Genomic DNA, 21,562 nt, shown 5'->3' on the forward strand with positions numbered 1-21,562 from the left:
GGTGCCGCATCCCGTTTCGTGAGGAATGGGGATGCGGCACCGGTTCGGGCGGGTCAGCTCTGCTGCTGTTCGGCGAGCTGCTTGCGCACCTCTTCCATATCGAGCGCCTTCACCTGGGAGACCAGATCCTCGAGCGCGGCCGGCGGCAGTGCGCCCGGCTGCGCGAAGACCAGGACACCCTCGCGGAAGGCCATGATCGTGGGGATGGAGCGGATGTTGGCGGCGGCGGCGAGGCTCTGCTCGGCCTCGGTGTCGACCTTGCCGTGGACGACATCGGGATGCTGTTCCGAGGACGCCTCGAAAGTAGGCGCGAACGCCTTGCAGGGCCCGCACCAATCGGCCCAGAAATCGACGAGGACGACGTCGTTTCCGGTCACAATCTCGTCGAAGTTCTGCGCGGTCAGGGTCTGGGTGGCCATGGGTTCCTCTCGTGTCGTTGTCTGCGGTGCAACGCGGGACGCTGCGCATATCTTCCGTGTGGCCGGCGTCCGCGGCTCAACCGTGGGCCCCACCCCCTGAGGCGATCGGCCACTCGATCCGCCGATCACCGTCCCACCGCCGAATACCCACCACGGTAGCCGCAAAATCCCGTTCGCCGGCCACCGCGTCGATCGCCGCGGGCCAGTGCTCCGGTCTCAGCCGCCGTGCCAGCGTCACGTGCGGGGTCCACGCGTCCGGGCACATGTTCGCCGGAACGCCGGGGCACCCATCGACGACCGCCGCGATGCACCGTTGCATCGTCAGCAGGTCCTCGGTGGGCACCACCAGCCGTACCAGAATGGGATGGCGGGCGCCGAATATCAGCAGCCCGCCGAGCCGGATCGGCAGCGGGCGGAATGGGAGGGCGGCCAGCGTCCGGTCCAGCCGGGGCCAGATCTCGCGGGCGACCGCGACGGTGATGTGCGGCCGGTGTTCCGGTGTGGGACTGTGCATTCCGGCCTCGGCCAGCATGCGCCACTGCCGGCGAATCTCGGCCTCCGCCGCCTCGTCGAGTACCAGTTCCACCGACTGCACCATGATTCAGGTCAACTTACGCGCGGGGATCGCGTGCGGTGCGTCGATTACCCGACTTCGGCCGGCGGTCCAGGGCCCGCGGTGGGCTCGGTGACGCGCCACCCCATAGGGTGACCCGGTGTGCCGGGCCGCGGACCGGCCGGGACGGGGTGCGAGCAGAGGAGTGAGCGCGGTGGATTCGCGGCGGGTGGTGCGGCTCGGGCTGATCGAGGGCGACGGCATCGGACCGGAGGTGGTACCGGCGACCCGGGCGGTGGTGGACGAGGCGCTCGCGGCGGCCGGCGCGCCGACGCCGGACTGGGTCGAACTGCCGATCGGTCATGCGGCCATCGCCGAATGCGGGGAACCCCTCCCGGAGACCACGCTGTCCGCTCTCGACGACCTCGACGCCTGGATTCTCGGCCCGCACGACAACGCCTCCTACGCGCCGCATCACCGCATCGGGGCTCCGCCGGGCGGGGCGATCCGCAAACGCTTCGGCCTGTACGCGAATATCCGCCCGGCTCGGACCTTTCCGGGCGTGCGGGCGGCCGCGAAGGACATCGATCTGGTGATCGTGCGCGAGAACAGCGAGGGCTTCTACGCCGACCGCAACATGTTCGCCGGTTCGGGCGAATTCCGGCCCACCGCCGATGTGGCGATGGCCGTGGCCGTGATCACCCGAGCCGCCTGCGAACGCATCGCGCATCAGGCCTGCGCGCTCGCGGCGGCCCGGCGCGGCCGGTTGACGATCGTGCACAAGGCGAATGTGCTGCCGATGACGATGGGTCTGTTCCGCGACGTGTGCTCGGAGGTGGCCGCCGGATACTCGGGCGTCGAGGTCGACGACGAACATGTCGACGCCGCGGCGGCCCATCTGGTCCGGGCGCCCGGTGACTACGACGTCCTGGTGACCGAGAACCTGTTCGGCGACATACTTTCCGACCTCGCGGGGGAACTCGCCGGTTCGCTGGGCCTGGCGGCCTCGCTGAACTGCTCGGCCGACAAGGCGATGGCGCAGGCGGTGCACGGCGCGGCTCCCGCGCTGGCGGGACGCAACCGGGCGAATCCGGGTGCCCTGCAACTGTCGGCCGCGATGCTGCTGCGCTGGCTGGGCACCCGTGACGGCGATCCGGCGCTGCTCGGCGCCGGCGACCGGATCGAGCGTGCGGTGGCGGCGACCCTGGCGGCCGGCATCGCCACCGCCGACCTCGGTGGACTGGCCTCGACCAGTGAATTCACCGAGCAGGTCCGGGCGCGGGTGCATCGCCGGTGAATCGGCGTGTACCCCTGCCGCCGGTCGCGGCGCGCATTAACCTTCGGTAACCGACCGGCGCATCCCGTGCCGATCGCCTAGATTTTCGAATGGCTGCATTGCTACACGGCGACTCGCCCACGGTGGCGGATCGCGCGAATACGGAGGGCCGCGTGTCAGTTCGACTCGGCGCCCGCGGGTACATCCTGCGAGCCGCGTGCGTGATCGTCGGTGCGGCGGTGCTGGCAGCGGGATGTGCGGACAACACCGAGGACGAATCGCCCAAGGTGCCCAAGGTGCCGGTGACGAAGGTCGAGTCGATCGCCGCGCAGCTGCCGCCGAAGATCGCGCAGGCCGGACGGCTCGTGGTCGGTGTGAACGTTCCGTATCAGCCCAACGAGTACCGGGATCCGCACACCGGGCAGATCATCGGATTCGACGTCGACCTGATGGACGCGGTCGCGGGTGTGCTCGGTGTGCGCGCCGACTATCAGGAAGCCGACTTCGAGAAGATCATCCCCGCGATCGAGGCCGGCACCGTCGATGTGGGCATGTCGTCGTTCACCGACAACCTGACGCGGGAGAAGACCGTCGACTTCGTCGACTACTTCTCCGCCGGCATCCAGTGGGCCCAACGCAAGGGCCGTCCCATCGATCCGAACAACGCCTGCGGCAAGAAGGTCGCCGTGCAGCGCACCACCACCGAGGACATCGACGAGATCCCGGCGAAATCGAAGGCCTGCACCGATGCCGGCAAGCCCGAGATCCACAAGATGTCCTACGACGAACAGAGTGCGGCGGCCACCGCACTGGTCCTCGGCCAGGTGGACGCCATGTCCGCCGATTCCCCGGTCACCGCGTACGCGATCAAGCGCAATCCCGACACCATCGAGGCCGCGGGTCCGGTGTTCGAGGCCGAACCCTACGGCTGGCCGGTGCCGAAGGGATCGCCGCTGGCCCCGGTGCTGCAAGCGGCGCTGCAGCATCTGATCGATTCCGGCGTCTATCGCACCATCGCCCAGAACTGGGGCGTGGAAGCCGGTGCGATCACCACGTCGGTCATCAACGGCGCGAAAGGCTGAGTGCACATGTCCGCGCAACCCCCCGCCGGCTCGCAGGCCGGGCCGCCCGAGGCATCGATGCCGGAGCCGATCGAGGCCGTACCGCTGCGGCGGCCGGGACGCTGGATCGCCGCGGCGGTGCTGTTGATCCTGCTCGGCCTGTTCGTCTACGGTGCCGCCACCAACCCGGCCTATCGCTGGGACACCTACGGGAAGTATCTGTTCGATCGGCGGATATCCGAGGGTGCGGTGGTCACCCTCGAACTGACCGTGCTGGCGATGGCGATCGGCGTCGTGCTCGGTGTGATCCTCGCGGTGATGCGGCTGTCGCCCAATCCGGTACTGCGGTCGGTGTCGTGGGTGTATCTGTGGATCTTCCGCGGCACCCCGGTGTACATCCAGCTCGTCTTCTGGGGCCTGTTCCCGGCGCTGTACAAATCGATTCAACTCGGAATCCCGTTCGGCGGGCCCAGTTTCGTGCAGTGGGATGTGCAGGACTGGTCGCAGCCGTTCATCTTCGCCATGATCGGCCTGGGACTGAACGAGGCCGCCTACATGGCCGAGATCGTGCGTGCCGGAGTCAATTCGGTGGGTGAGGGGCAGCGCGAGGCGTCGGTGGCGCTGGGCATGTCGTGGGGGCAGACCATGCGGCGCACGGTGTTGCCGCAGGCGATGCGGGTGATCATCCCGCCCACCGGCAACGAGCTGATCTCCATGTTGAAGACCACCTCACTGGTCACCGCGATCCCGCTGACCACCGATCTGTACGGTCGCGCCCGCGATATCTACGGCATCAACTTCCAGCCGATCCCGCTGCTGCTGGTCAGCGCGACCTGGTATCTGGCGATCACCAGTGTGCTGATGGTCGGCCAGTTCTATCTCGAGCGGTACTACTCGCGCGGGGTGACGCGGCAGTTGACCGGGCGGCAGCTGCGCGCACTGGCCACCACCCAGCAGACCACGGAGGCCGGCAAATGAGCAGCGCCACGGCTGCTTCGGCCGATGTCCCCATGATCCGCGCCGAGCGGGTGTGCAAGAACTTCGGTGCGCTGCAGGTGTTGCAGGGGGTGTCGCTCGAGGTCGCGCGCGGGCAGGTGATGTGCCTGATCGGCCCGTCCGGCTCCGGCAAGTCGACCTTTCTGCGCTGTATCAACCATCTGGAACGGGTGAATGCCGGGCGGCTCTACGTCGACGGCGATCTGGTCGGCTATCGCGAGCGCGGGGGAAAACTCTACGAACTGCGTCCGCGGGAGTCCGCGCGCCAGCGCCGCGACGTCGGCATGGTGTTCCAGCATTTCAATCTGTTCCCGCATCGCACCGCACTGGCGAATGTGGTCGAGGCGCCGATTCACGTGAAGAAGATCTCTCGCTCCAAGGCGGTCGCTCGCGCTCGGGAACTGCTCGATCGAGTCGGCTTGGCGGACAAGGCCGATGCCTATCCCGCGCAGCTGTCGGGTGGACAGCAGCAGCGCGTCGCCATCGCCCGCGCCTTGGCGATGGATCCGAAGCTGATGCTGTTCGACGAGCCCACCTCGGCCCTGGATCCCGAACTGGTCGGCGAAGTCCTCACGGTCATGCGCGAATTGGCGCAATCGGGCATGACGATGGTGGTCGTCACGCACGAAATGGGTTTCGCCCGCGAGGTCGCCGACCAGCTGGTGTTCATGGACGGGGGAGTGGTGGTGGAGGCCGGGAATCCGCGCGAGGTGCTGGCGAATCCGCAACACGAGCGAACCCAGGCCTTCCTGTCCCGAATCCTGTAGTGCGGAAACGGAACTCGTGCTGTGCCGCCGTCAGGTGCGACGAGTGAGCACGACCCGATCGGCCTGAACCTCCGCACCGCCGGCCGGGGTGAAGAAGATCTCCATGACCGTCCGGTCGGGTGATTCGAACCGGATCACGGTCCGCATCGGCGTGGTCTTGCCGGCGTTGGCGGGACCGAGGATGCCCGGATCGGTGAAATCTCCGGTCATGACGATATCGGCAGCGGCACCGCTGTTCTTCGCGCCGCGGTAGGTCATCATCATCGGCGTCACGCTGTCCACGGTCGACCATTCGTAACGGTCGTCGGTGGGCGAGTAGCCGAGCGTGCCCTGCCGGTAGTACGGCTTGTCGCCGAGCGTGCCCTCGACCTCCTCCTGCAGGAAGTTGTTGCCGGTCTTCGTGATCCAGTGCCAGCGCGATACGGCGCCGTGCGCGACCAGCGGATGGTCGGGGGTGCCGCCGGCCACATAGGTGGACTTCTCGACCGACCATTCGCCGACCAGGCGGTCGAGCCGGGTGTGGCCGGCATCCTCATGGGCGACCGCCGTCACGGTGGGCGAGGCGGCCGGCTCGGAATCGGAACCGCCGCAGGCCGCCGTGAGCGCGGCGACGGCGATCAGGACGGGTGCCAGGCGCCACCGCAGTGACCTCATCACGATCGGCACCTCAGTCCTCGTCGAAAGCCGTTGCGCGGGCGAGCTTCTCCCACTCGCCGATTTCGGCGCGCACGGAGTCCAGGTGGCCGAGCAGGGTGTCGACCGAATCGCTGCCCAGCGGCAGCCGCAGCGGGGTGCGCTCGGCCTCGAGGGCGGCGCGGATGGCGGCCGCGGCCTTGGCCGGGTCGCCGGGCTGGGTGCCGTCGCCGCCCTCGATCATGCGGCGGGTCTTACCCGCGGTGTCGGTGTAGGCGTCGGATTCGGCACTGAAATAGGCTGCGCCGGAACCGAACAGGCCGGTGCGGAAGGCGCCGGGTTCGACGACGAGCACCCGGATGCCGAACGGTGCCACCTCGTCGGCCAGCGCCTCCGACAGTCCCTCCAGCGCGAATTTGGTGGCGCTGTAGGCGGAGAAACCGGCGAACGACATCTGACCGCCCACACTGCTCATCATCACGATCGCTCCGCTGCCCTGGGCGCGCATCTGCGGCAGGACGGCACGGGTGAGGGCGGCGGGACCGAAGACGTGCAGGTCGAACAGGTCCCGCAGTTCCCGGTCGGTGGTTTCCTCCACCGCGCCGACCTGGGTGCGCCCGGCATTGTTGACCAGCACGTCGATGCGGCCGTAGCGGGCGATCACATCGGTGACGACCGCGTCGACGCGGTCGGTGTCGGTGACGTCGAGCGCGACGGCCTCGATGCGATCGGGGTGGGCGGCCACCAGATCGTCCAGCGCGGCGGTGCGGCGGGCGACCGCGACGACGATATCGCCGGCGTCGATCGCGTCCTGGGCGATCGCGCGTCCGAAACCGCTACTGGCGCCGGTGATCAGCCAGACCTTGCCTGTGCTCACGGAAACTCTCCTCGATAGTTCTGGGTACGAGAGAAATCCTTGCCTGTCCCCAGTGGTGGAGTCCAAGACCTTTCGCTATAACCATTGGTTATGGATGTGCACGGACGTGATCTGCGGTACTTCGTCGCCGTCGCCGACGAACTGAACTTCACCCGTGCGGCCGAGGCTCTGTTCATCTCCCAGCCCGCGCTGTCGAAGCAGATCCGCGCTCTGGAACGCCAGATCGGGGCGCCACTGTTCGATCGCGACGGCCGGTCGGTCCGCCTCACTCCGGTGGGCCGGACGCTGCTGCCGCATGCGCGAAAGTTGTCGGCGGACTGGGACAGCGCGCGGGCCGAGGTGGAGGCCGCGAAGGCCGGCCAGCATGCCACCGTGACCATCGGGATCAGTACCAGCCCGGGGCGCGGTTTACTGCCGGCCGTGAGGTCCCGGTTCGCCACCGCGTTCCCGCATGCGAAACCCGCGCTGCGTCAACTGGGCTGGTCCGATCCGACCGCCGGATTGGCCGATGCCGGCGCCGATGTCGCCTTCGTATGGCTGCCACTGGCCCAGCCGGACCGCTACGACTGGATCGTGGTGGCGCGCGAACCGCGCATGGTGGCGCTGCCCGAAAATCACCCTCTCGCAGCGCATTCGGTGGTGGATTTCGCAGATCTGCTCGATGAACCGTTCCTCGCGCTGCCGGAGTCGGCGGCCGAGTTGCGCGACTACTGGCTGGCCCTCGACGCGCGTGGCGGCCGCGCCCCGATCATCGGGGCGGTGATCTCCAGCACCGAGGAAACCTACGAGGCATTACTGAACGGTGACGGTGTGGTGCTCCTCGCGGCGGGCAATGTTCCGCTCATCGCCCACGAGGGCGTGGTGGCCCGCGAGGTACGCGGCATCGGTCCGAGCGAACTGGCGCTGGCGTGGCGGCGCGGCGAGTCCCGCCCGCTCGTCCGCGGATATATCGACGCGTGCCGCTCGGCGGTCGGCGCCGGATGAGCCGTCAGCGGGTGCGAGCGGCTCGGCTCGCAGCTGTGCCCGCCGAATCGGGACGTCGTCGCGCCGGCCTCGGGTCGGCAGACACCTCGGTTTCCGAGGGCCGGCATTCGCGGGACCAGCCTCAGCGGTGCGCCGGCTTGCCGCGGCCCAGGGCGATGCGCAACTGCCCGAGCAGGACCTTCGCGGCCGGCGCCGCCGGTCGATCCGAACGCCAGACCAGGCCGAGCTGTCCGTGCATCTGCGGATCGGTGATCTCGATCATCCGGACTCCCGCGGCCTCGGCTTGGGCGGCGTCGAGGGCCGGAACCACGGCGATTCCCAGTCCACCGGCCGCGAGTTGAACGAGCAGTGGCGGCGCGGCGGCCTCGAACTCGATTCTCGGCGTGAATCCCGCGGTGGCGCAGCAACGTTCGAGCACGCCGCGAATTCCGGTGCCGCGCGGCAGGCAGATCAGGGAGCGCTCGCGCAACTCGGCCAGCGCGATCCGCGATCCGAATTCGTGGTCGTCGCGCGCCACGGCCGCGGCCAGGCGCGTCTCGAAGACGACGTCGACGGTCAGGCGTTCGTCGAGTTCCGCGCCGGTCAGCCCGACCAGGGCGATATCGAGTTCGCCGTGGGCCAGCGCGGCGAGCATCCGGTCCGTGGTGTCCTCGGTGAGGGTGATGCCGACCTGCGGATGATCCCGGTGGAATGCCGACAGGACCGTCGCGACGTCGAACTCCTCGGTCGCCGCCCCGGAGATCAGGCCGATTCGGACCTGCCCGCGCAACAATCCGGTGAACTCGTCGACGGTGAACGAGATCTGTTGTGCCGCAGCCAATGCCGATCGGGCGTACGGCAGTACGGCGGCTCCGGCGGGGGTCAGTGTCACGGTGCGTCCCGACCGGTCCAGCAGCGGCTGACCCAATTCCCGTTCCAGCTGCCGGATCTGCGCCGAGAGACCGGGCTGCGCCAGATGTAGCCGCTGGGCCGCCCGGGTGAAATTCGCCTCCTCGGCGACGGTGACGAAGTAGCGCAACTGCCGCAGTTCCATAACTGTTCATTCTAGTATCGAGAAGAACTATCTGTTTTACTTCTCATTCGCCCGGCGGCAGAGTTCAGGACATGACGAACTCGACCTTCCCCGCCGAACTGCCCACCGTCACCGGCCCGGTCTTCCGCCCGGGTGCGGACGGCTACGACGCCGAGGTCTCCGGCTTCCAGACCGCCTACACGCACCGGCCGGACCTCGTCGTCGGCGCGGTCCACGCCGAGGATGTGCGCGCGGCCGTGGAATTCGCCGCCCGGCACGGGCTGCCCGTCGCGGTCCAGGCGACCGGCCACGGGCTCTCGGTGCCGGCCGCGGGCGGTGTGCTGATCAGCACGCGCCGGATGACCGACCTGCGCGTCGATCCGGAAGCCCGCACCGCCTGGGTGGCCGCCGGTGTGCAGGCCGAGGCGCTGATCGCGGCGGCGGTCGCGCACGGTCTGGCGCCGCTGAACGGCTCCTCGCCCTCGGTCGGCGTGGTCGGCTATCACCTGGGTGGGGGGCTCGGCATTCTGGCGCGCACCTTCGGCTACGCCGCCGACCACGTCCGCGCCCTGGAGCTGGTGACGGCCGACGGGCGGCTGCGCCGTCTCGCGGCCAGCGACGAATTGTTCGGTGCCGCACTGGGATCCGGCGGTAACTTCGGTGTGGTCACCGGTATGGAGCTCGAACTGTTCCCGATCACCGAGGTCTACGGCGGACAGCTCACCTTCGACACCCCGCTGGTCGAACCCGCGCTCGAGGCGTGGCGGCAGTGGACCGCCGAGGTCCCCGAGGAGATGACCTCGGCGATCACCATGATGACGATGCCCGACGTCCCGGCGATCCCGGAACCGCTGCGCGGGCGCTACCTGGCCACCGTCAACATCGCCTTCACCGGGTCGGCTGCCGACGGTGAGCGGCTGGTCCGGCCGCTGCGTGAGGTGGGTGCCCGGCTCGCCGACGATCTGCGAACTATGCCGTACAGCGATACGCACGGCATCTACCGCGACCCGAGTTTCCCGCACGCCTATACCGCCACCAATGCCCTGCTGTCGGATCTGACCGCGGATGCGGCGTCGGCCTTCCTCGATGTCACCGGCCCCGAGGCGCCGGTCGCGGCGGTGGCGGGCTTCCGCCATCTCGGCGGTGCGCTGCGCCGCCCGGGTCCGGCGGGTATCGCGATGGATCACCGGGAGGCCGAATACAACGCGCGCATCATCACGATGCCGAACTCGGACGGCCCCGATCAGCGGGGCTTCCACGAGGTGGTCGCGAAGGCGTTGGCGCCGTGGACGATCGGCCACAATCTGAACTTCCTGTACGGCGCCGGGGAGTGGGCCGACGAGAACCAGACCCGCGCCGGATACGTCGCGCGAACCTACGACCGGCTGCAAGCGCTGAAGTCCGCATACGACCCGGCCAACCTGTTCCGTTTCAACCGCAACATCCGGCCCGCCTGAGCCGCTCCGGCGACCCGGACCCTTGTCGCGGGGAGTATCGCTGCGCTATCGTCGTGATATCACTTCAATATTGGGAGGATGTCATGTCGCTGCGTCCGGCCTTCCGGCTGAACGGGTTCTTGATGCTGTTGGTGCTGCTGGTGGTCGGCACCGCCGGACTGATCGGCGGGGTCGCCGCCTCCAGCGCCGCCGGTTCGGGCGGGGGTGCCGGCGCGGCGATCGGCGCGGTCGCGGGTTATGTGATCCTCGCGGGCGCGGTGATCCTGCTGACCGGACTCACCACCGTCGGCCCGAACGAGGCCAAGGTGCTGCAGTTCTTCGGCCGCTACGTCGGCTCGGTCGCCGACGCCGGCTTCTTCTGGACCCTGCCGCTGACCACCAGACGGCGAATCTCGTTGCGGGTCCGCAACTTCGAGACACAGAAGTTGAAGGTCAACGATTTCGACGGTAATCCGGTGGAGATCGCGGCCGTGGTGGTCTACCGGGTCGTGGACAGCTTCAAATCCGCCTTCGCCGTCGACGACTACGAGGAGTACGTGCAGACCCAGTCCGAGGCCGCGGTCCGGCACCTGGCCACCGTGCACCCCTACGACGCCGCCCCCGATGTGGTGCCCGCGGCCGTGGCGATGACGCCCGCTCTCGTCGGGGCCGACGACCCGGCTCCGACCAGCCTGCGCAACGGCGCCGAGGTCGCCGAGGAACTGACCACGGAACTGCGCGAGCGCACCGCGCTCGCCGGTATCGAGATTCTCGAAGCGCGCATCACGCATCTGGCGTACGCGCCGGAGATCGCCCAGTCGATGCTGGTCCGCCAGCAGGCCGCGCAGGTGGTGGCCGCGCGCAGCCGCATCGTGGAAGGTGCGGTCGGCATGGTGGGCATGGCGCTGCAGCGGCTCACCGAGGAGGGGATGGTCGACCTGGACGAGGAGCGGCGGGCCTCGATGGTGTCGAATCTGCTGGTGGTGCTGTGTGGCGATCGGTCCGCTCAGCCCGTCGTCAACACCGGAACGCTCTACTCCTGATGGCCAAGCGCGAGCCCAAGAAGGTGCTCGTCCGGCTCGATCCGGCCGTCCACGAGGCGATAGCCAAGTGGGCGGCCGACGACCTGCGCAGCATCAACGCTCAGATCGAGTACGCCTTGCGGATGGCGCTCGATCAGGTGGGGCGCTCCCCGCGGCGGGCCGGGGAGACCCCCGAATGAAAACAAACCTGACACCCGTTTCGTCCGGTATTTATTACCAGGTGGTCACGCCTTGAACACAAAACGCCCCAGGAAGTGCGAAAAGGTCACGAATGGGTAGCTTGGTTGCGTGCCAATCGTGTTCGAAACCGGGGGACTGCAGCAGCTTGACCAGACCACGTGGGGGAATCCGGCCACCCGTGACATCATCACGCTGAGCTATATCGATCTGGTACCGGACTTACCCGCCCCGCTGTCCGACATCGACACGTTGCGCCGCCGCCTCACCGAACTGCAGGCCGAGTTCGGCTGCCTGATCGAGGCACATGCCATCAGTGTGGACTCCCAGCCGGCCCTGCTGCGGCTGGAGAAGTTCCCGCTGGCCGATCAGGCGACCGGACTGGGCTTCACCGCCGGAATCGTCGTGCCCAAGGCCGGGTGCAGCGCGATCGTGAAGATCATGTGCCCCGAAACCGGCCGGTCCGGCGTCCGCGAGGCCGCGGTCGTGCCGAAGGTCGGCTTCGCGAACATGTTCCCGCCGCATCCGTACGCGCCCGAGGTCAAGGGCAAGCTGCCCTACAACGTCGCCGACGACGCGCGCTGGGATTCGCAGTTCCCGGACCATCCGCTGACCCGCGCGCGGCGCTGGATCACCCACGTCAGCCGGACCGCGCGCATCGATCCGCGGTTCGCGGCGCTGCCGCCGTTCCCCGGTCCGGGCGGTGCGGAGGCGTCGACCGGTAAGCCGGCGCCCACGGGTAAGACCCCCACGGGTCGGACGGAGCCCGCCGCGGCGCCCGCCACACCGGTGGCCAAGCCGGATCCGGGCAAGACCACGCCCATTCCCGCGCAGACCTCGGTGTCCGACGGCAAGGCGACGGTGGCGTCGCCGCCGCTGCCACGAGCCGCGCGGGCTAATGCCGCGGCGGCTTCTCGGTAACGAAAATGGCTGTGCCGGGGAAGATCTCACCGCGCAACGGGCTCCACTGACCCCATTCGCGCTCGAGCCACTCCGGCCATTCGGGTTCGACGATGTCGAGCAGGATCAGGCCCGCGCCGACGATGTCGCGGACCCGATCGCCGATCGTGCGGTGATGTTCGACGTAGATCGGTTCGTCGTCGGCGTCGACCTCGACATACGGCGTCCGGTCGAAATACGGGATCGTGGCGCGCAGTCCGTCCGGGCCCGGATCGTCGGGGAAGATCCATCGCATCGGGTGATTCACCGAGAACACCCAGCGCCCGCCCGGCCGCAGCACCCGGGCCACCTCCCGCATCACCTGGGCGGCATCGGCGACGAACGGGATCGCGCCGAACGCCGAACAGGCCAGATCGAACGACTCGTCCGCGAACGGCAGCGCCTCGGCACCGGCCTGCACCAGCGGCACCCGCGGGCCGCCGCGCGCCATGGCCGCGAGTCCGCGGTCGAGCATCGCCCGCGACAGATCCAGTCCGACCGGATGCGCACCCCGGCCCGCGAGCCAGCGCGAACACGGCGCCGATCCGCAGCCGATCTCGAGCACCCGCCGCCCGGTGACCTCGCCCAGCAGATGCCAGTCGCCCTCGTGCAAGCCCTCCGGGCACCAGACGAATTCTCCGGCCTCGGAGTCGACGCCCAGGAAATCGGCGTGGGTCTCGTGGTACTGCGCGGCGTCGGCGTCCCACCAGCGCCGGTTGGCGCGCTCGCTGACGGCCGAGCCGACGCTCGTGCGGGTCACCCGCGCGGTGCCGAGCAGGGCGTTGGCCTGGGCGTGGCGAGCGTCGTCGAGGAGGGCCGGATGCGGGTCGTCGGACATGGTTCGCAGCGTATGGCACGGCCGGGGGCGGGCCCTCGCGGACGCCGTCGGGATGTGCCCGCCGGGGTGCGCGCGAGCGGGGTGAATACCTCCGGGCCGTGACGGGTACCACACTGTGCGGGAACGGTGTTCGGTGCGGCCGTATGATCATGATGCGGGCGGGGACCCGTGTTTGCTTGGCGTAACTCACGTCGCGTACGCTGTTTCCCGCGAGTGTCTTCGGCATTTGCGTAGCCGCTGTCGGTACTGTAGCGCTCGGTACCGGGCGCAGGGGTTACGGATTTCGGAAGTCGCCCGCGGGCTGTGATTTCGCAGCCGGTGCTGTGAGTTTCTGCAGTGAGTACAGCGTTGTGCTGTGTCGCAGCGATGTGCTGTGCATGGCCGTCAACGTAGTTCCACCGCTGTGACTTCACAGCAAAACCGAGAGTTCCAATGTCCACTACCGACCACAATCCGTCCGGAGCAACCCAACATATGCCCACCACCGTCACCTCGCCGCAGGTAGCCGTCAACGACATCGGCTCCGCCGAGGACTTCCTCGCCGCCATCGACAAGACGATCAAGTACTTCAACGACGGAGATATCGTCGAAGGCACGATCGTCAAGGTCGACCGCGACGAGGTTCTGCTCGACATCGGTTACAAGACCGAAGGCGTCATCCCTTCCCGCGAACTGTCCATCAAACACGATGTCGACCCGGCCGAGGTCGTTTCCGTGGGCGATGAGGTCGAGGCCCTCGTTCTCACCAAGGAGGACAAGGAAGGCCGCCTGATCCTGTCGAAGAAGCGGGCTCAGTACGAGCGGGCGTGGGGCACCATCGAGGAGCTCAAGGAGAAGGACGAGGCCGTCAAGGGCACCGTCATCGAGGTCGTCAAGGGTGGTCTGATCCTCGACATCGGCCTGCGCGGCTTCCTCCCGGCGTCCCTGGTCGAGATGCGCCGCGTCCGCGATCTGCAGCCGTACGTCGGCAAGGAGATCGAGGCCAAGATCATCGAGCTGGACAAGAACCGCAACAACGTGGTTCTGTCCCGCCGCGCCTGGCTGGAGCAGACCCAGTCCGAGGTTCGCAGCGAATTCCTGCACCAGCTGCAGAAGGGCCAGGTCCGCAAGGGCGTCGTGTCCTCGATCGTCAACTTCGGTGCGTTCGTCGATCTCGGCGGCGTCGACGGTCTGGTGCACGTCTCCGAGCTGTCCTGGAAGCACATCGACCACCCGTCCGAGGTCGTCGAGGTCGGCATGGAGGTCACCGTCGAGGTTCTCGACGTCGACCTGGACCGCGAGCGGGTTTCGCTGTCGCTCAAGGCCACCCAGGAAGACCCGTGGCGTCAGTTCGCCCGCACCCACGCCATCGGCCAGATCGTGCCCGGCAAGGTCACCAAGCTGGTTCCGTTCGGTGCGTTCGTGCGCGTCGAAGAGGGCATCGAGGGCCTGGTGCACATCTCCGAGCTGGCCGAGCGTCACGTCGAGGTGCCGGACCAGGTTGTGGCCGTGGGCGACGACGCGATGGTCAAGGTCATCGACATCGACCTGGAGCGTCGCCGGATCTCGCTGTCGCTGAAGCAGGCGAACGAGGACTACCACGCCGAGTTCGACCCGTCGAAGTACGGCATGGCCGACAGCTACGACGAGCAGGGCAACTACATCTTCCCCGAGGGCTTCGACCCCGAGACCAACGAATGGCTCGAGGGCTTCGACAAGCAGCGGGAAGAGTGGGAAGGCCGCTACGCCGAGGCCGAGCGTCGCCACAAGATGCACACCGCTCAGATGGAGAAGATGGCGGCCGACGCCGCTGCCGAGGCCGCCAACGGCGGTGCCTCCGGTAACTACTCCTCCGAGAGCGGCGCGCAGAGCTCGTCCTCCAGCTCCTCGGAGTCGGCCGGCGGTTCGCTGGCCAGCGACGCGCAGCTCGCCGCGCTGCGTGAGAAGCTGTCCGGCAACGCGTAATTCGCTGAGCTGACACGAAGGCCCCGGTCCGATGGACCGGGGCCTTCGCCCATTTCCGGGCTGCCCATTCAGCCCGTCACCGCATCGCTACCGCCGGTCCATTATTCTCGGCGAGGATCTGCCGCTGTCCTCTGTCAGTCGGCACGGTCTTGTCGGCTGACGTGGTCTTGTCATCCGGCACTGTTGTTTTCACCGACGCGGAAGGTCTCGGCACCGGCATGGGTCTGTTCGACGGCATCAAGAGGCGTGATTTCCTGGCGAAGGCCATGGCGGCCGGTGGGGTCGGGGCGCTGGCCGCCTGGGCGAACCCGATCATCGAGCGTGCGCACGCGGCCGACCCGGCGGGCATGGGCGGGCTCGGTGATATCGAGCATTTCGTCCTGCTCATGCAGGAGAATCGCTCGTTCGACCACTACTTCGGAACCCTGTCCGGCGTACGGGGTTTCGACGACGCCTCGCCGGTGTGGAAGCAGTACGGCTACGCACCCGGCGTCGGGCCCACCGCCGACGGGTTCATCGTCCCGTTCCGGCTCGACACCACCCGCGGCGCGACCCTGGACGGCGAATGCATCAACGATCCCGATCATTCCTGGGGCGGTATGCACGAGGCGTGGAACGGGGGCCGCAACGACCGCTGGATGCCGATGTCGGTGGCCGGCGTCGGCGCTGCCAATGGTCCTGCGGCCATGGGATATTACACCCGCGCCGATATCCCGATTCACCACGAGCTGGCCGATGCGTTCACCCTCTGCGACCACTACCACTCCTCGGTCCTCGGCCCGACCGACCCGAACCGGCTGTACTGGGTCTCCGCCACCATCGACCCCGACGGTCTGGCCGGCGGTCCGCTGGTGGAGACGCCGACGCTGATCCCGCAGAACGCCTACAGCTGGCGCACCTACCCGGAGAACCTCTCCGAGGCCGGCGTCGACTGGAAGATCTACAACAACCGCGACCTCGGCCCGATCTCGTCGGTGATCCTCGACGGCATGATGGGCTGTTTCAAACAGGCCGCGGATCCGAACTCCGAGCTGGCCAGGCGCGGCAAGGCTCCGGTCTATCCGCAGGATTTCGCGGCGGACGTGGCCGCCGACCGGCTGCCCTCGGTGTCGTGGGTGATTCCGCCGCTGTTCAACTGCGAACATCCCGCGCTGCCACCGGCATTGGGCGCGGTGGGCATCATGCAGGTGCTCGACATCCTCACCTCCAATCCGAAGGTGTGGGAGAAGACCGCGCTCATCGTGAGCTACGACGAGAACGGCGGATTCTTCGATCACGTGACCCCGCCGACCCCGCCGCCCGGCACGCCGGGGGAGTATCTCACCGTGGACCTCGGCCGGGTACCCGCGGCCAAGGGTGTCGCGGGCCCGATCGGATTGGGTTACCGCGTCCCGTGTTTCGTCATCTCGCCGTATTCCCGCGGCGGCCTGGTCGCCTCGCAGACCTTCGACCACACCTCGCAATTGCGTTTGCTGGAACGTCGTTTCGGCGTGGACGTGCCGAATTTGACTGCCTGGCGGCGCAGCGTCACCGGTGATATGACCTCGGCCTTCGATTTCGGTTCGGCACCCGATTCCGTGCCGCCGCGAATTACCGATCCGAGACCGAAATCGGATGCCGCTCTGGCGCAATGTGGTCCGAATATCGCGCTCGGCACCAACGACAAGGGAATTCCCTATCCGGTGCCACCGAATGCGATGCCGAGCCAGGAACCGGGTTCACGCCGAAGCCCGAGCGGTCTGGTGTGAAATACCGGCGGCCCGCCGAGTCTCCGGTGGGCCGCCGAACGTTCGATGTACTGGTCAGCTCGCCGTGGCGGGAATCCAGCGGGTGGCGCCGCTGCGGCTGCGCATGGCCGCGAAGCTGTGCCGGGCCGGGCTGAGTAGGGCGGTCAACCACGAACGGCGATGTTCGGCCAGTGCTGCCGCAACGGCGGGTATCCGAATGCAGTGCACGGTGCCTGCCAAACCCAGCCGGTGGCGACCCGACTGGATGTGTGTGGTGCCCAATGATCGTCCTTCGCTAGCTCGGATGGCCTGGATCGCCCGGGGCGAAACAGTAGCGGAACAAAAGTGTGGGGCTGCGGATTTTGCGTGACTTCGGACCCGGCGTGTCGGAAAGTTGCCGACTCCAGGTCGGTATCGCGCGGAAAAAGTTGCGAATTGATATCACCGGCGTCACGGAATGGGTAATACCGCGTGGATGAGGTGAAAAAGAAACACGCGATGGGTAATCACCTCGCTCGGCCCGCGGCCGGGGTGCGGGCGCGGACGCCGGCAGTGGATGCGAGACTGGGGAAATGTTGCGTATCGGTCTCACCGGAGGCATGGGAGCGGGTAAGTCGACGGTGGCGCGGCTGCTGGTGGAACACGGGGCGGTGCTGGTCGACAGCGACGCCATCGCCCGCGAGGTCGTCGAACCCGGCACCGAGGGCCTGGCCGCACTGGTCGCGGCGTTCGGCCCGGACATTCTGGCCGAGGACGGCAGTTTGAACCGCCCGGCGCTCGCGGCGGTCGCCTTCGCGGACGAGCAGTCGCGCACGACGCTGAACTCGATCACCCATCCGCTGGTCGGCCGGCGCACCACCGAGCTGATCGCCGCTGCGCCCGCGGACGCCGTTGTGGTGCAGGATATTCCGCTTCTGGTCGAGAACAATCTCGGCGCGATGATGAATCTCGTCGTGGTGGTGATGGCCGACGAGCAGACGCGCGTGCACCGGCTCGAGCAGTTCCGTGGCGTGAGCCGTGCCGACGCGCTGGCACGGATCAAGGCGCAGGCGAGTGACGATCAACGGCGTGCGGCCGCAGATGTCCTGTTGGACAACAATTCTGATGCCGAGGCGCTGGCGCCGCAGGTGCGAGCGCTGTGGGAGCAGCGCCTGCTGCCCTTCGAACACAATGTGCGCACCGGGACTGCGGCGCGCTCGACCGGGCCGGTGCGGGTGGTCGAACCGGACCCGCACTGGCCGGCGCAGGCGCAGCGGTTGATCGGCCGGCTGTGGCTGGCCTGCGGCGGCGACGCCCGCCGCATCGATCACATCGGTTCCACCGCCGTGCCGGGGCTGGCCGCCAAGGATGTCGTCGACATTCAGATCACGGTCGCCGACCTCGCGACGGCCGACGCGCTGCGAGATCGATTGGCCGCCGCCGGTTTTCCGCGGATCGACTCGGTCACCGGCGATAATCCGAAGCCGACGCCCCAGGATCCCGCGGGCACCGATGCCGAGCTGTGGGCGAAACGTCTGCACGGCAACGCCGATCCCGGGCGGCTCGCGAATGTCCATGTGCGCGTGGACGGTTCGCCGGGACAGCGGTTCGCCCTGGACTTCCGTGACTGGTTGCGCGCCGACGCCGACGCCCGTGCCGAGTACTTGGAGATCAAGCGCCGCGGCGAGGCGGAGGCGACGGGCAAGGTGCGAGATGAGGCCGTCGAGGCGTACCTGTCGGTGAAGGAACCCTGGTTCGACAAGGTCTACGAGCGGGTTCCGCGCGTCTGACAAGGCTCCACCCCGTTCCGCTGTCAGTGCGATACGGAGGTGATTCGGTCGATCTCCGCGAGGTCCTCGGCGGTGGGCTGCCATTGCCCGGCCCTCACATTGGCCTCCACCTGTTCGGGGGAGGTCGCACCGGCGATCACCGAGCTCACCGCCGGCTGCGCGGCAAGACCGCCGATGGCGACGTCGAGCAGGGTGATCGACCGCTGCGCGGCGAAACCCTCCAGCTGTTCCACGATGTCGAAAACGGCGTCCGTGAGCGCGGATTCCCGGCCCCACGCCTGAATTCTGCTGCCTTCGGGCGCGGGCACGCCGCGTTTGTATTTACCGGTGAGCAGACCGCTCGCCAGGGGGAAGTAGGGCAGAAGACCGATCCCGTAGTGCTCGAGCGCCGGCACCAGGTCGGCCTCGATCCCACGCTGCAGCAGGCTGTATTCGTTCTGCGCGCTGATGAACCGCTCGAGATTGCGGGTGCGTGCGGTCCATTCGGCGTCGGCGGTCTGCCAGCCGGTGAAGTTGGAATGGCCCAGGTACCGGATCTTGCCCTCGTGGACGAGATCGTCCAGCGCGGACAGCGTCTCCTCGATCGGCGTGTCCGGATCCGGGCGATGGAGCTGGTAGAGATCGATCCAGTCCGTGCGCAGCAGGCGCAGCGACTGCTCGACCGCGCGGCGGATGTAGCGGCGTGAGCCGCGCGCGCCCCAGTCCTCGCCGTTGTCCCCGCCGAGGCGGCGCACATCGTTGCCGAACTTGGTCGCGATGACGACATCATCGCGTCTGCCCTGCAGGATCTCGCCGATTCGCCGCTCCGATTCCCCGTAGGAGTCGGCCGTATCGATCAGGTTGATGCCGTGGTCGAGCGCGGCGTGCAGCACGGCTCTGCTCTGCTCGAGATCGAGCTTCATCCCGAAATTGTTGGTGCCCAGCCCGACGACCGAGACCGCGAGCCCCGAACTGCCGACACGACGCAACGACGACGACTCACCCATGGCTCTCCCGGTTCTCGAGGGGACGTGAACGACCTGGCTGGACCCTAGTGGCGTGGGCCCACCGCGGAGAAGAGTTCGGCGCAGCCCGACTCCTTCCTGCCTCCGTCGCACAGAACTCGGCGCCGGGGCTCACCGCCAGCCGAGGGTGATACCTCGGGAGCGCAGCCAGGCTTCGAAATCGTGTCCGTGGGCGGCGATTCCGTCGATCGCAGCGGTGGCGGCCTCGATCGCCTGCTGGGCCTCGGACGCGCTCAGATATCCGGCGGCGTGGGCGGCCAGCAATTCGTCGACGTCGAGCAGAATCGCCTCCCGCCCGGTGCGCACGACGATGTCGAGGTAGTGGTCGACCGACTTCCACATCTGCGGGCCCGCCGGGGAGAAATCACCGATATCGAGGTAGAAGTCCTGATCGCGCGGGTGGGTCGGGCGGAAGTGGAAGACCGTGGCGCGGAGCGACAGCTGCGGTAGCAGCCAGGACTCGAGGTAGTGGAATTCCGGATGATCGGCGGTGCGGGCCATGTAGAGGCCCCAGGGCTCGGTCCGATACGTCTCGACCGGCCGCACGAAACCCTTGGGATCTGTATTGGTCGACCCGGCGAGGTCGAAGTACTCGATCTTCGGCCGATGCAGATCGACCACATGCCCCTGCGTCATGCCCCGAATCTACCGTCGCCGGCCCGCGAAACGCCCGCTCGCGCCGCGATTCGATGATCATCGGCGCGAGCGGGTGGTGACGCGGTTACAGCCAGTGCAGCGTGACGCCCTGGGTGGTGAGCCAGCGTTCGAAGTTGTGATCGTGCGAGGCGATGCCGTCGACGATTGCGGTGGCCTGCTCGAACGCCCGCTGGGCCGTCTCGGCCGACACGTGGCCGGCCGCGTGCGCGGCGAACAGTTCGTCGACCCCGTGCAGCTCGCAGACGCGGCCGTTGCGGGCGACGATGTCGATGTAGTGGTACTCGGCCCGCCAGCGCTTCGGCTCGATCTTGGCGAAGTTGCCGATATAGATGTGATAGATCGGATCGCGATCGTGCGCCGCGTTGACGTGATGCATGGTGACGCGGACCGACTGCTTGGGCAGGAGCCAGGTCTCGGTGTAGCGATAGGGCGGGGTGTCGGCCGCCCGGACCAGATACAGGCCCCACGGCTCGGCGTGATAACTGTCGACCGAATGGACGAAACCGCGGGAATCGGTTCTGGTGAGATCGGCGATGTCGAAATATTCGACGTGCGGTCTGTGTGCCGTGCCCGACGGTGGCACCGGAATCGGTGTTTTTCGGCCCGGAATGTTGCGACTCGACGGCATTGGGCTGACTCCATTGGGCGCGGCAGTGCGCAGAGTCCGGGTGACACGTTCAGCGAGGAAACCGGCCATTACACTTGCCCTTCTCGACTTCCGACCGGATCAGCGTACACCCGGGCAACCGTCTCCGGCGGGGTGAAAACGACACGGAATCCGGCTGATTCGGCTGTGTCGTTATCGTCGAGCCGCCCTGCTCTACCAGACATTTCGGGCATTTGGGCGCTTGATTCACTGCGGTGCGCGCGGTTGCCGAGGCAATGCTCCCGGGGGCCCGGCAAACCTCCGGCCGGGCCTGTCACCATGGCCGGCGGTGGCACTCGGTGGCGCCGCTGTGCGGGGCAGTGCCGTAGCTTGGGTGAATTGTCGAATTATTCTGCGGGGCAGTGCGTCCGGCCTGTTGTGGTCGAAATTTGGTGGCATGAATCGAATTGTTCGAAATGTCCGAACGGGTCGGCCGGGAATTGTGGCGCAGGTGACGCGGTTCCGGTCGAAATGATTGGGATAGGACGTGTTCCGGAGGGTTGAACCGGTTCCGCCGCCGGCCGGTTGTGTGGACGTCCGATCGGGCGGCTCCGGTTCGCCGTGGACGATACGAGCCGGTGTGGGTGCGGGGCGTCGGCCGAGCCCGCTGTGATGGTCCTCGCGTCGGGGGTCGGTGGGCCGCTGGTTTTGCCGTGTGGTTGCCCTGAGTGGCCGGTGCATCCGCCGCCGCGGTCGCAGTCGCAGGGCGGCGCCCGGACCACCCGGCGGCAGCGCCCGTGCCCGTCGATACGCAGTCGTGGCCGAAAGATGATCGCCGGGTGTCGCTGTGCCCGCGATCACGGC

22 protein-coding genes are annotated in these 21,562 nt (G+C 67.9%); 12 read left to right on the forward strand and 10 right to left on the reverse strand.

The window, feature by feature from the left end:
• Window positions 1-53: 53 nt before the first annotated feature.
• Together trxA and C8258_RS19080 are read right to left on the reverse strand one after the other, a co-directional pair.
• The gene (gene trxA / locus C8258_RS19075) at window positions 54-419 is read right to left on the reverse strand and encodes a thioredoxin (RefSeq protein WP_062998952.1); all 366 of its coding nucleotides are present in this window, start codon (window positions 417-419) and stop codon (window positions 54-56) included.
• 76 nt (window positions 420-495) lie between these two features.
• Window positions 496-1,017 carry a 2'-5' RNA ligase family protein gene (locus tag C8258_RS19080; RefSeq protein ID WP_106956357.1) on the reverse strand — a complete coding sequence of 174 codons (522 nt, stop codon included), beginning with the start codon at window positions 1,015-1,017 and terminating at the stop codon, window positions 496-498.
• 169 nt (window positions 1,018-1,186) lie between these two features.
• Between C8258_RS19080 and C8258_RS19085 the strand changes: the two genes are divergently transcribed.
• The 4 genes from C8258_RS19085 (at window position 1,187) to C8258_RS19100 (ending at window position 5,072) form a co-directional block, all read left to right on the forward strand.
• On the forward strand, window positions 1,187-2,269 hold the full coding sequence (locus tag C8258_RS19085; protein ID WP_106956443.1) for an isocitrate/isopropylmalate dehydrogenase family protein: 1,083 nt from the start codon (window positions 1,187-1,189) through the stop codon (window positions 2,267-2,269).
• 152 nt (window positions 2,270-2,421) lie between these two features.
• A complete protein-coding gene (locus C8258_RS19090; protein ID WP_233225191.1) occupies window positions 2,422-3,330 on the forward strand; it encodes an ABC transporter substrate-binding protein in 909 nt (302 codons plus the stop codon).
• 6 nt (window positions 3,331-3,336) lie between these two features.
• On the forward strand, window positions 3,337-4,287 hold the full coding sequence (locus C8258_RS19095; protein WP_036500610.1) for an amino acid ABC transporter permease: 951 nt from the start codon (window positions 3,337-3,339) through the stop codon (window positions 4,285-4,287).
• Window positions 4,284-5,072: an amino acid ABC transporter ATP-binding protein gene (locus tag C8258_RS19100; protein WP_106956359.1), complete on the forward strand. Its 789-nt coding sequence runs from the start codon at window positions 4,284-4,286 to the stop codon at window positions 5,070-5,072. Before C8258_RS19095 ends, C8258_RS19100 begins: the two co-directional genes overlap by 4 nt.
• A 30-nt stretch (window positions 5,073-5,102) precedes the next feature.
• Here the strand turns inward: C8258_RS19100 and C8258_RS19105 are convergent, their stop codons facing one another.
• Window positions 5,103-5,726 carry a DUF1579 family protein gene (locus C8258_RS19105; RefSeq protein WP_233225200.1) on the reverse strand — a complete coding sequence of 208 codons (624 nt, stop codon included), beginning with the start codon at window positions 5,724-5,726 and terminating at the stop codon, window positions 5,103-5,105.
• A 13-nt stretch (window positions 5,727-5,739) separates the two neighbouring features.
• On the reverse strand, window positions 5,740-6,582 hold the full coding sequence (locus C8258_RS19110) for an oxidoreductase (RefSeq protein ID WP_106956361.1): 843 nt from the start codon (window positions 6,580-6,582) through the stop codon (window positions 5,740-5,742).
• 90 nt (window positions 6,583-6,672) lie between these two features.
• Here C8258_RS19110 and C8258_RS19115 point away from each other — a divergent pair, with 90 nt between their 5' ends.
• Window positions 6,673-7,566, forward strand: coding sequence for a LysR family transcriptional regulator (locus C8258_RS19115; protein ID WP_106956362.1), 894 nt, complete (start codon window positions 6,673-6,675; stop codon window positions 7,564-7,566).
• A 121-nt stretch (window positions 7,567-7,687) separates the two neighbouring features.
• Here C8258_RS19115 and C8258_RS19120 read toward each other — a convergent pair whose 3' ends face one another.
• Window positions 7,688-8,599, reverse strand: a complete 912-nt coding sequence (locus C8258_RS19120) for a LysR family transcriptional regulator (RefSeq protein ID WP_106956363.1) — start codon at window positions 8,597-8,599, stop codon at window positions 7,688-7,690.
• Window positions 8,600-8,670: 71 nt separating this feature from the next.
• On the opposite strand from C8258_RS19120, the gene C8258_RS19125 reads away from it, so the two are divergent.
• The 4 genes from C8258_RS19125 to C8258_RS19140 all read left to right on the forward strand — a co-directional run bounded on the left by C8258_RS19125 (window position 8,671) and on the right by C8258_RS19140 (window position 12,155).
• On the forward strand, window positions 8,671-10,035 hold the full coding sequence (locus tag C8258_RS19125; protein WP_106956364.1) for an FAD-binding oxidoreductase: 1,365 nt from the start codon (window positions 8,671-8,673) through the stop codon (window positions 10,033-10,035).
• An 83-nt stretch (window positions 10,036-10,118) separates the two neighbouring features.
• Window positions 10,119-11,057: an SPFH domain-containing protein gene (locus tag C8258_RS19130; RefSeq protein ID WP_106956365.1), complete on the forward strand. Its 939-nt coding sequence runs from the start codon at window positions 10,119-10,121 to the stop codon at window positions 11,055-11,057.
• The gene (locus C8258_RS19135; protein ID WP_062998936.1) at window positions 11,057-11,236 is read left to right on the forward strand and encodes a hypothetical protein; all 180 of its coding nucleotides are present in this window, start codon (window positions 11,057-11,059) and stop codon (window positions 11,234-11,236) included. The genes C8258_RS19130 and C8258_RS19135 overlap by 1 nt, the downstream gene beginning before the upstream one ends.
• Before the next feature lie 109 nt (window positions 11,237-11,345).
• Window positions 11,346-12,155 carry a hypothetical protein gene (locus C8258_RS19140; protein WP_199195765.1) on the forward strand — a complete coding sequence of 270 codons (810 nt, stop codon included), beginning with the start codon at window positions 11,346-11,348 and terminating at the stop codon, window positions 12,153-12,155.
• Here the strand turns inward: C8258_RS19140 and C8258_RS19145 are convergent.
• Complete coding sequence (locus tag C8258_RS19145; RefSeq protein ID WP_106956366.1) at window positions 12,130-13,011, reverse strand: class I SAM-dependent methyltransferase; 882 nt, start codon at window positions 13,009-13,011, stop codon at window positions 12,130-12,132. The genes C8258_RS19140 and C8258_RS19145 overlap by 26 nt on opposite strands.
• A 474-nt stretch (window positions 13,012-13,485) precedes the next feature.
• Between C8258_RS19145 and rpsA the strand changes: the two genes are divergently transcribed.
• Entirely contained in the window at window positions 13,486-14,955 is a 1,470-nt protein-coding gene (rpsA, locus tag C8258_RS19150) for a 30S ribosomal protein S1 (protein WP_036500565.1), read from the forward strand.
• 218 nt (window positions 14,956-15,173) lie between these two features.
• Window positions 15,174-16,703: a phospholipase C gene (locus tag C8258_RS19155; RefSeq protein WP_106956367.1), complete on the forward strand. Its 1,530-nt coding sequence runs from the start codon at window positions 15,174-15,176 to the stop codon at window positions 16,701-16,703.
• Window positions 16,704-16,757: 54 nt separating this feature from the next.
• Here C8258_RS19155 and C8258_RS19160 read toward each other — a convergent pair whose 3' ends face one another.
• Complete coding sequence (locus tag C8258_RS19160; protein WP_083870720.1) at window positions 16,758-16,964, reverse strand: hypothetical protein; 207 nt, start codon at window positions 16,962-16,964, stop codon at window positions 16,758-16,760.
• A gap of 290 nt (window positions 16,965-17,254) precedes the next feature.
• On the opposite strand from C8258_RS19160, the gene coaE reads away from it, so the two are divergent.
• The gene (coaE, locus tag C8258_RS19165) at window positions 17,255-18,451 is read left to right on the forward strand and encodes a dephospho-CoA kinase (RefSeq protein ID WP_106956368.1); all 1,197 of its coding nucleotides are present in this window, start codon (window positions 17,255-17,257) and stop codon (window positions 18,449-18,451) included.
• Window positions 18,452-18,474: 23 nt separating this feature from the next.
• Here the strand turns inward: coaE and C8258_RS19170 are convergent, their stop codons facing one another.
• The 3 genes from C8258_RS19170 to C8258_RS19180 all read right to left on the reverse strand — a co-directional run bounded on the left by C8258_RS19170 (window position 18,475) and on the right by C8258_RS19180 (window position 20,740).
• Window positions 18,475-19,437: an aldo/keto reductase gene (locus C8258_RS19170; protein ID WP_106956369.1), complete on the reverse strand. Its 963-nt coding sequence runs from the start codon at window positions 19,435-19,437 to the stop codon at window positions 18,475-18,477.
• Between the two features lie 129 nt (window positions 19,438-19,566).
• The gene (locus tag C8258_RS19175) at window positions 19,567-20,091 is read right to left on the reverse strand and encodes a DUF402 domain-containing protein (protein WP_036500617.1); all 525 of its coding nucleotides are present in this window, start codon (window positions 20,089-20,091) and stop codon (window positions 19,567-19,569) included.
• An 85-nt stretch (window positions 20,092-20,176) separates the two neighbouring features.
• Window positions 20,177-20,740 carry a hypothetical protein gene (locus C8258_RS19180; protein ID WP_106956444.1) on the reverse strand — a complete coding sequence of 188 codons (564 nt, stop codon included), beginning with the start codon at window positions 20,738-20,740 and terminating at the stop codon, window positions 20,177-20,179.
• Window positions 20,741-21,562: the final 822 nt, after the last annotated feature.

The organism is Nocardia sp. MDA0666, from assembly GCF_003023875.1.
Classification (GTDB): Bacteria; Actinomycetota; Actinomycetes; order Mycobacteriales; family Mycobacteriaceae; genus Nocardia; species Nocardia aobensis.

Bases quoted from the DNA above. Each gene is read 5' to 3' on its own strand.
- C8258_RS19170 (WP_106956369.1), bottom strand. From the start codon at position 19,437: ATGGGTGAGTCGTCGTCGTTGCGTCGTGTCGGCAGTTCGGGGCTCGCG.
- C8258_RS19135 (WP_062998936.1), top strand. From the start codon at position 11,057: ATGGCCAAGCGCGAGCCCAAGAAGGTGCTCGTCCGGCTCGATCCGGCC.
- C8258_RS19175 (WP_036500617.1), bottom strand. From the start codon at position 20,091: ATGACGCAGGGGCATGTGGTCGATCTGCATCGGCCGAAGATCGAGTAC.
- C8258_RS19155 (WP_106956367.1), top strand. From the start codon at position 15,174: ATGGGTCTGTTCGACGGCATCAAGAGGCGTGATTTCCTGGCGAAGGCC.
- trxA (WP_062998952.1), bottom strand. From the start codon at position 419: ATGGCCACCCAGACCCTGACCGCGCAGAACTTCGACGAGATTGTGACC.
- C8258_RS19105 (WP_233225200.1), bottom strand. From the start codon at position 5,726: ATGAGGTCACTGCGGTGGCGCCTGGCACCCGTCCTGATCGCCGTCGCC.
- C8258_RS19100 (WP_106956359.1), top strand. From the start codon at position 4,284: ATGAGCAGCGCCACGGCTGCTTCGGCCGATGTCCCCATGATCCGCGCC.
- coaE (WP_106956368.1), top strand. From the start codon at position 17,255: ATGTTGCGTATCGGTCTCACCGGAGGCATGGGAGCGGGTAAGTCGACG.
- C8258_RS19095 (WP_036500610.1), top strand. From the start codon at position 3,337: ATGTCCGCGCAACCCCCCGCCGGCTCGCAGGCCGGGCCGCCCGAGGCA.
- C8258_RS19145 (WP_106956366.1), bottom strand. From the start codon at position 13,011: ATGTCCGACGACCCGCATCCGGCCCTCCTCGACGACGCTCGCCACGCC.
- C8258_RS19115 (WP_106956362.1), top strand. From the start codon at position 6,673: ATGGATGTGCACGGACGTGATCTGCGGTACTTCGTCGCCGTCGCCGAC.
- C8258_RS19120 (WP_106956363.1), bottom strand. From the start codon at position 8,599: ATGGAACTGCGGCAGTTGCGCTACTTCGTCACCGTCGCCGAGGAGGCG.
- C8258_RS19125 (WP_106956364.1), top strand. From the start codon at position 8,671: ATGACGAACTCGACCTTCCCCGCCGAACTGCCCACCGTCACCGGCCCG.
- rpsA (WP_036500565.1), top strand. From the start codon at position 13,486: ATGCCCACCACCGTCACCTCGCCGCAGGTAGCCGTCAACGACATCGGC.
- C8258_RS19180 (WP_106956444.1), bottom strand. From the start codon at position 20,740: ATGCCGTCGAGTCGCAACATTCCGGGCCGAAAAACACCGATTCCGGTG.
- C8258_RS19130 (WP_106956365.1), top strand. From the start codon at position 10,119: ATGTCGCTGCGTCCGGCCTTCCGGCTGAACGGGTTCTTGATGCTGTTG.
- C8258_RS19080 (WP_106956357.1), bottom strand. From the start codon at position 1,017: ATGGTGCAGTCGGTGGAACTGGTACTCGACGAGGCGGCGGAGGCCGAG.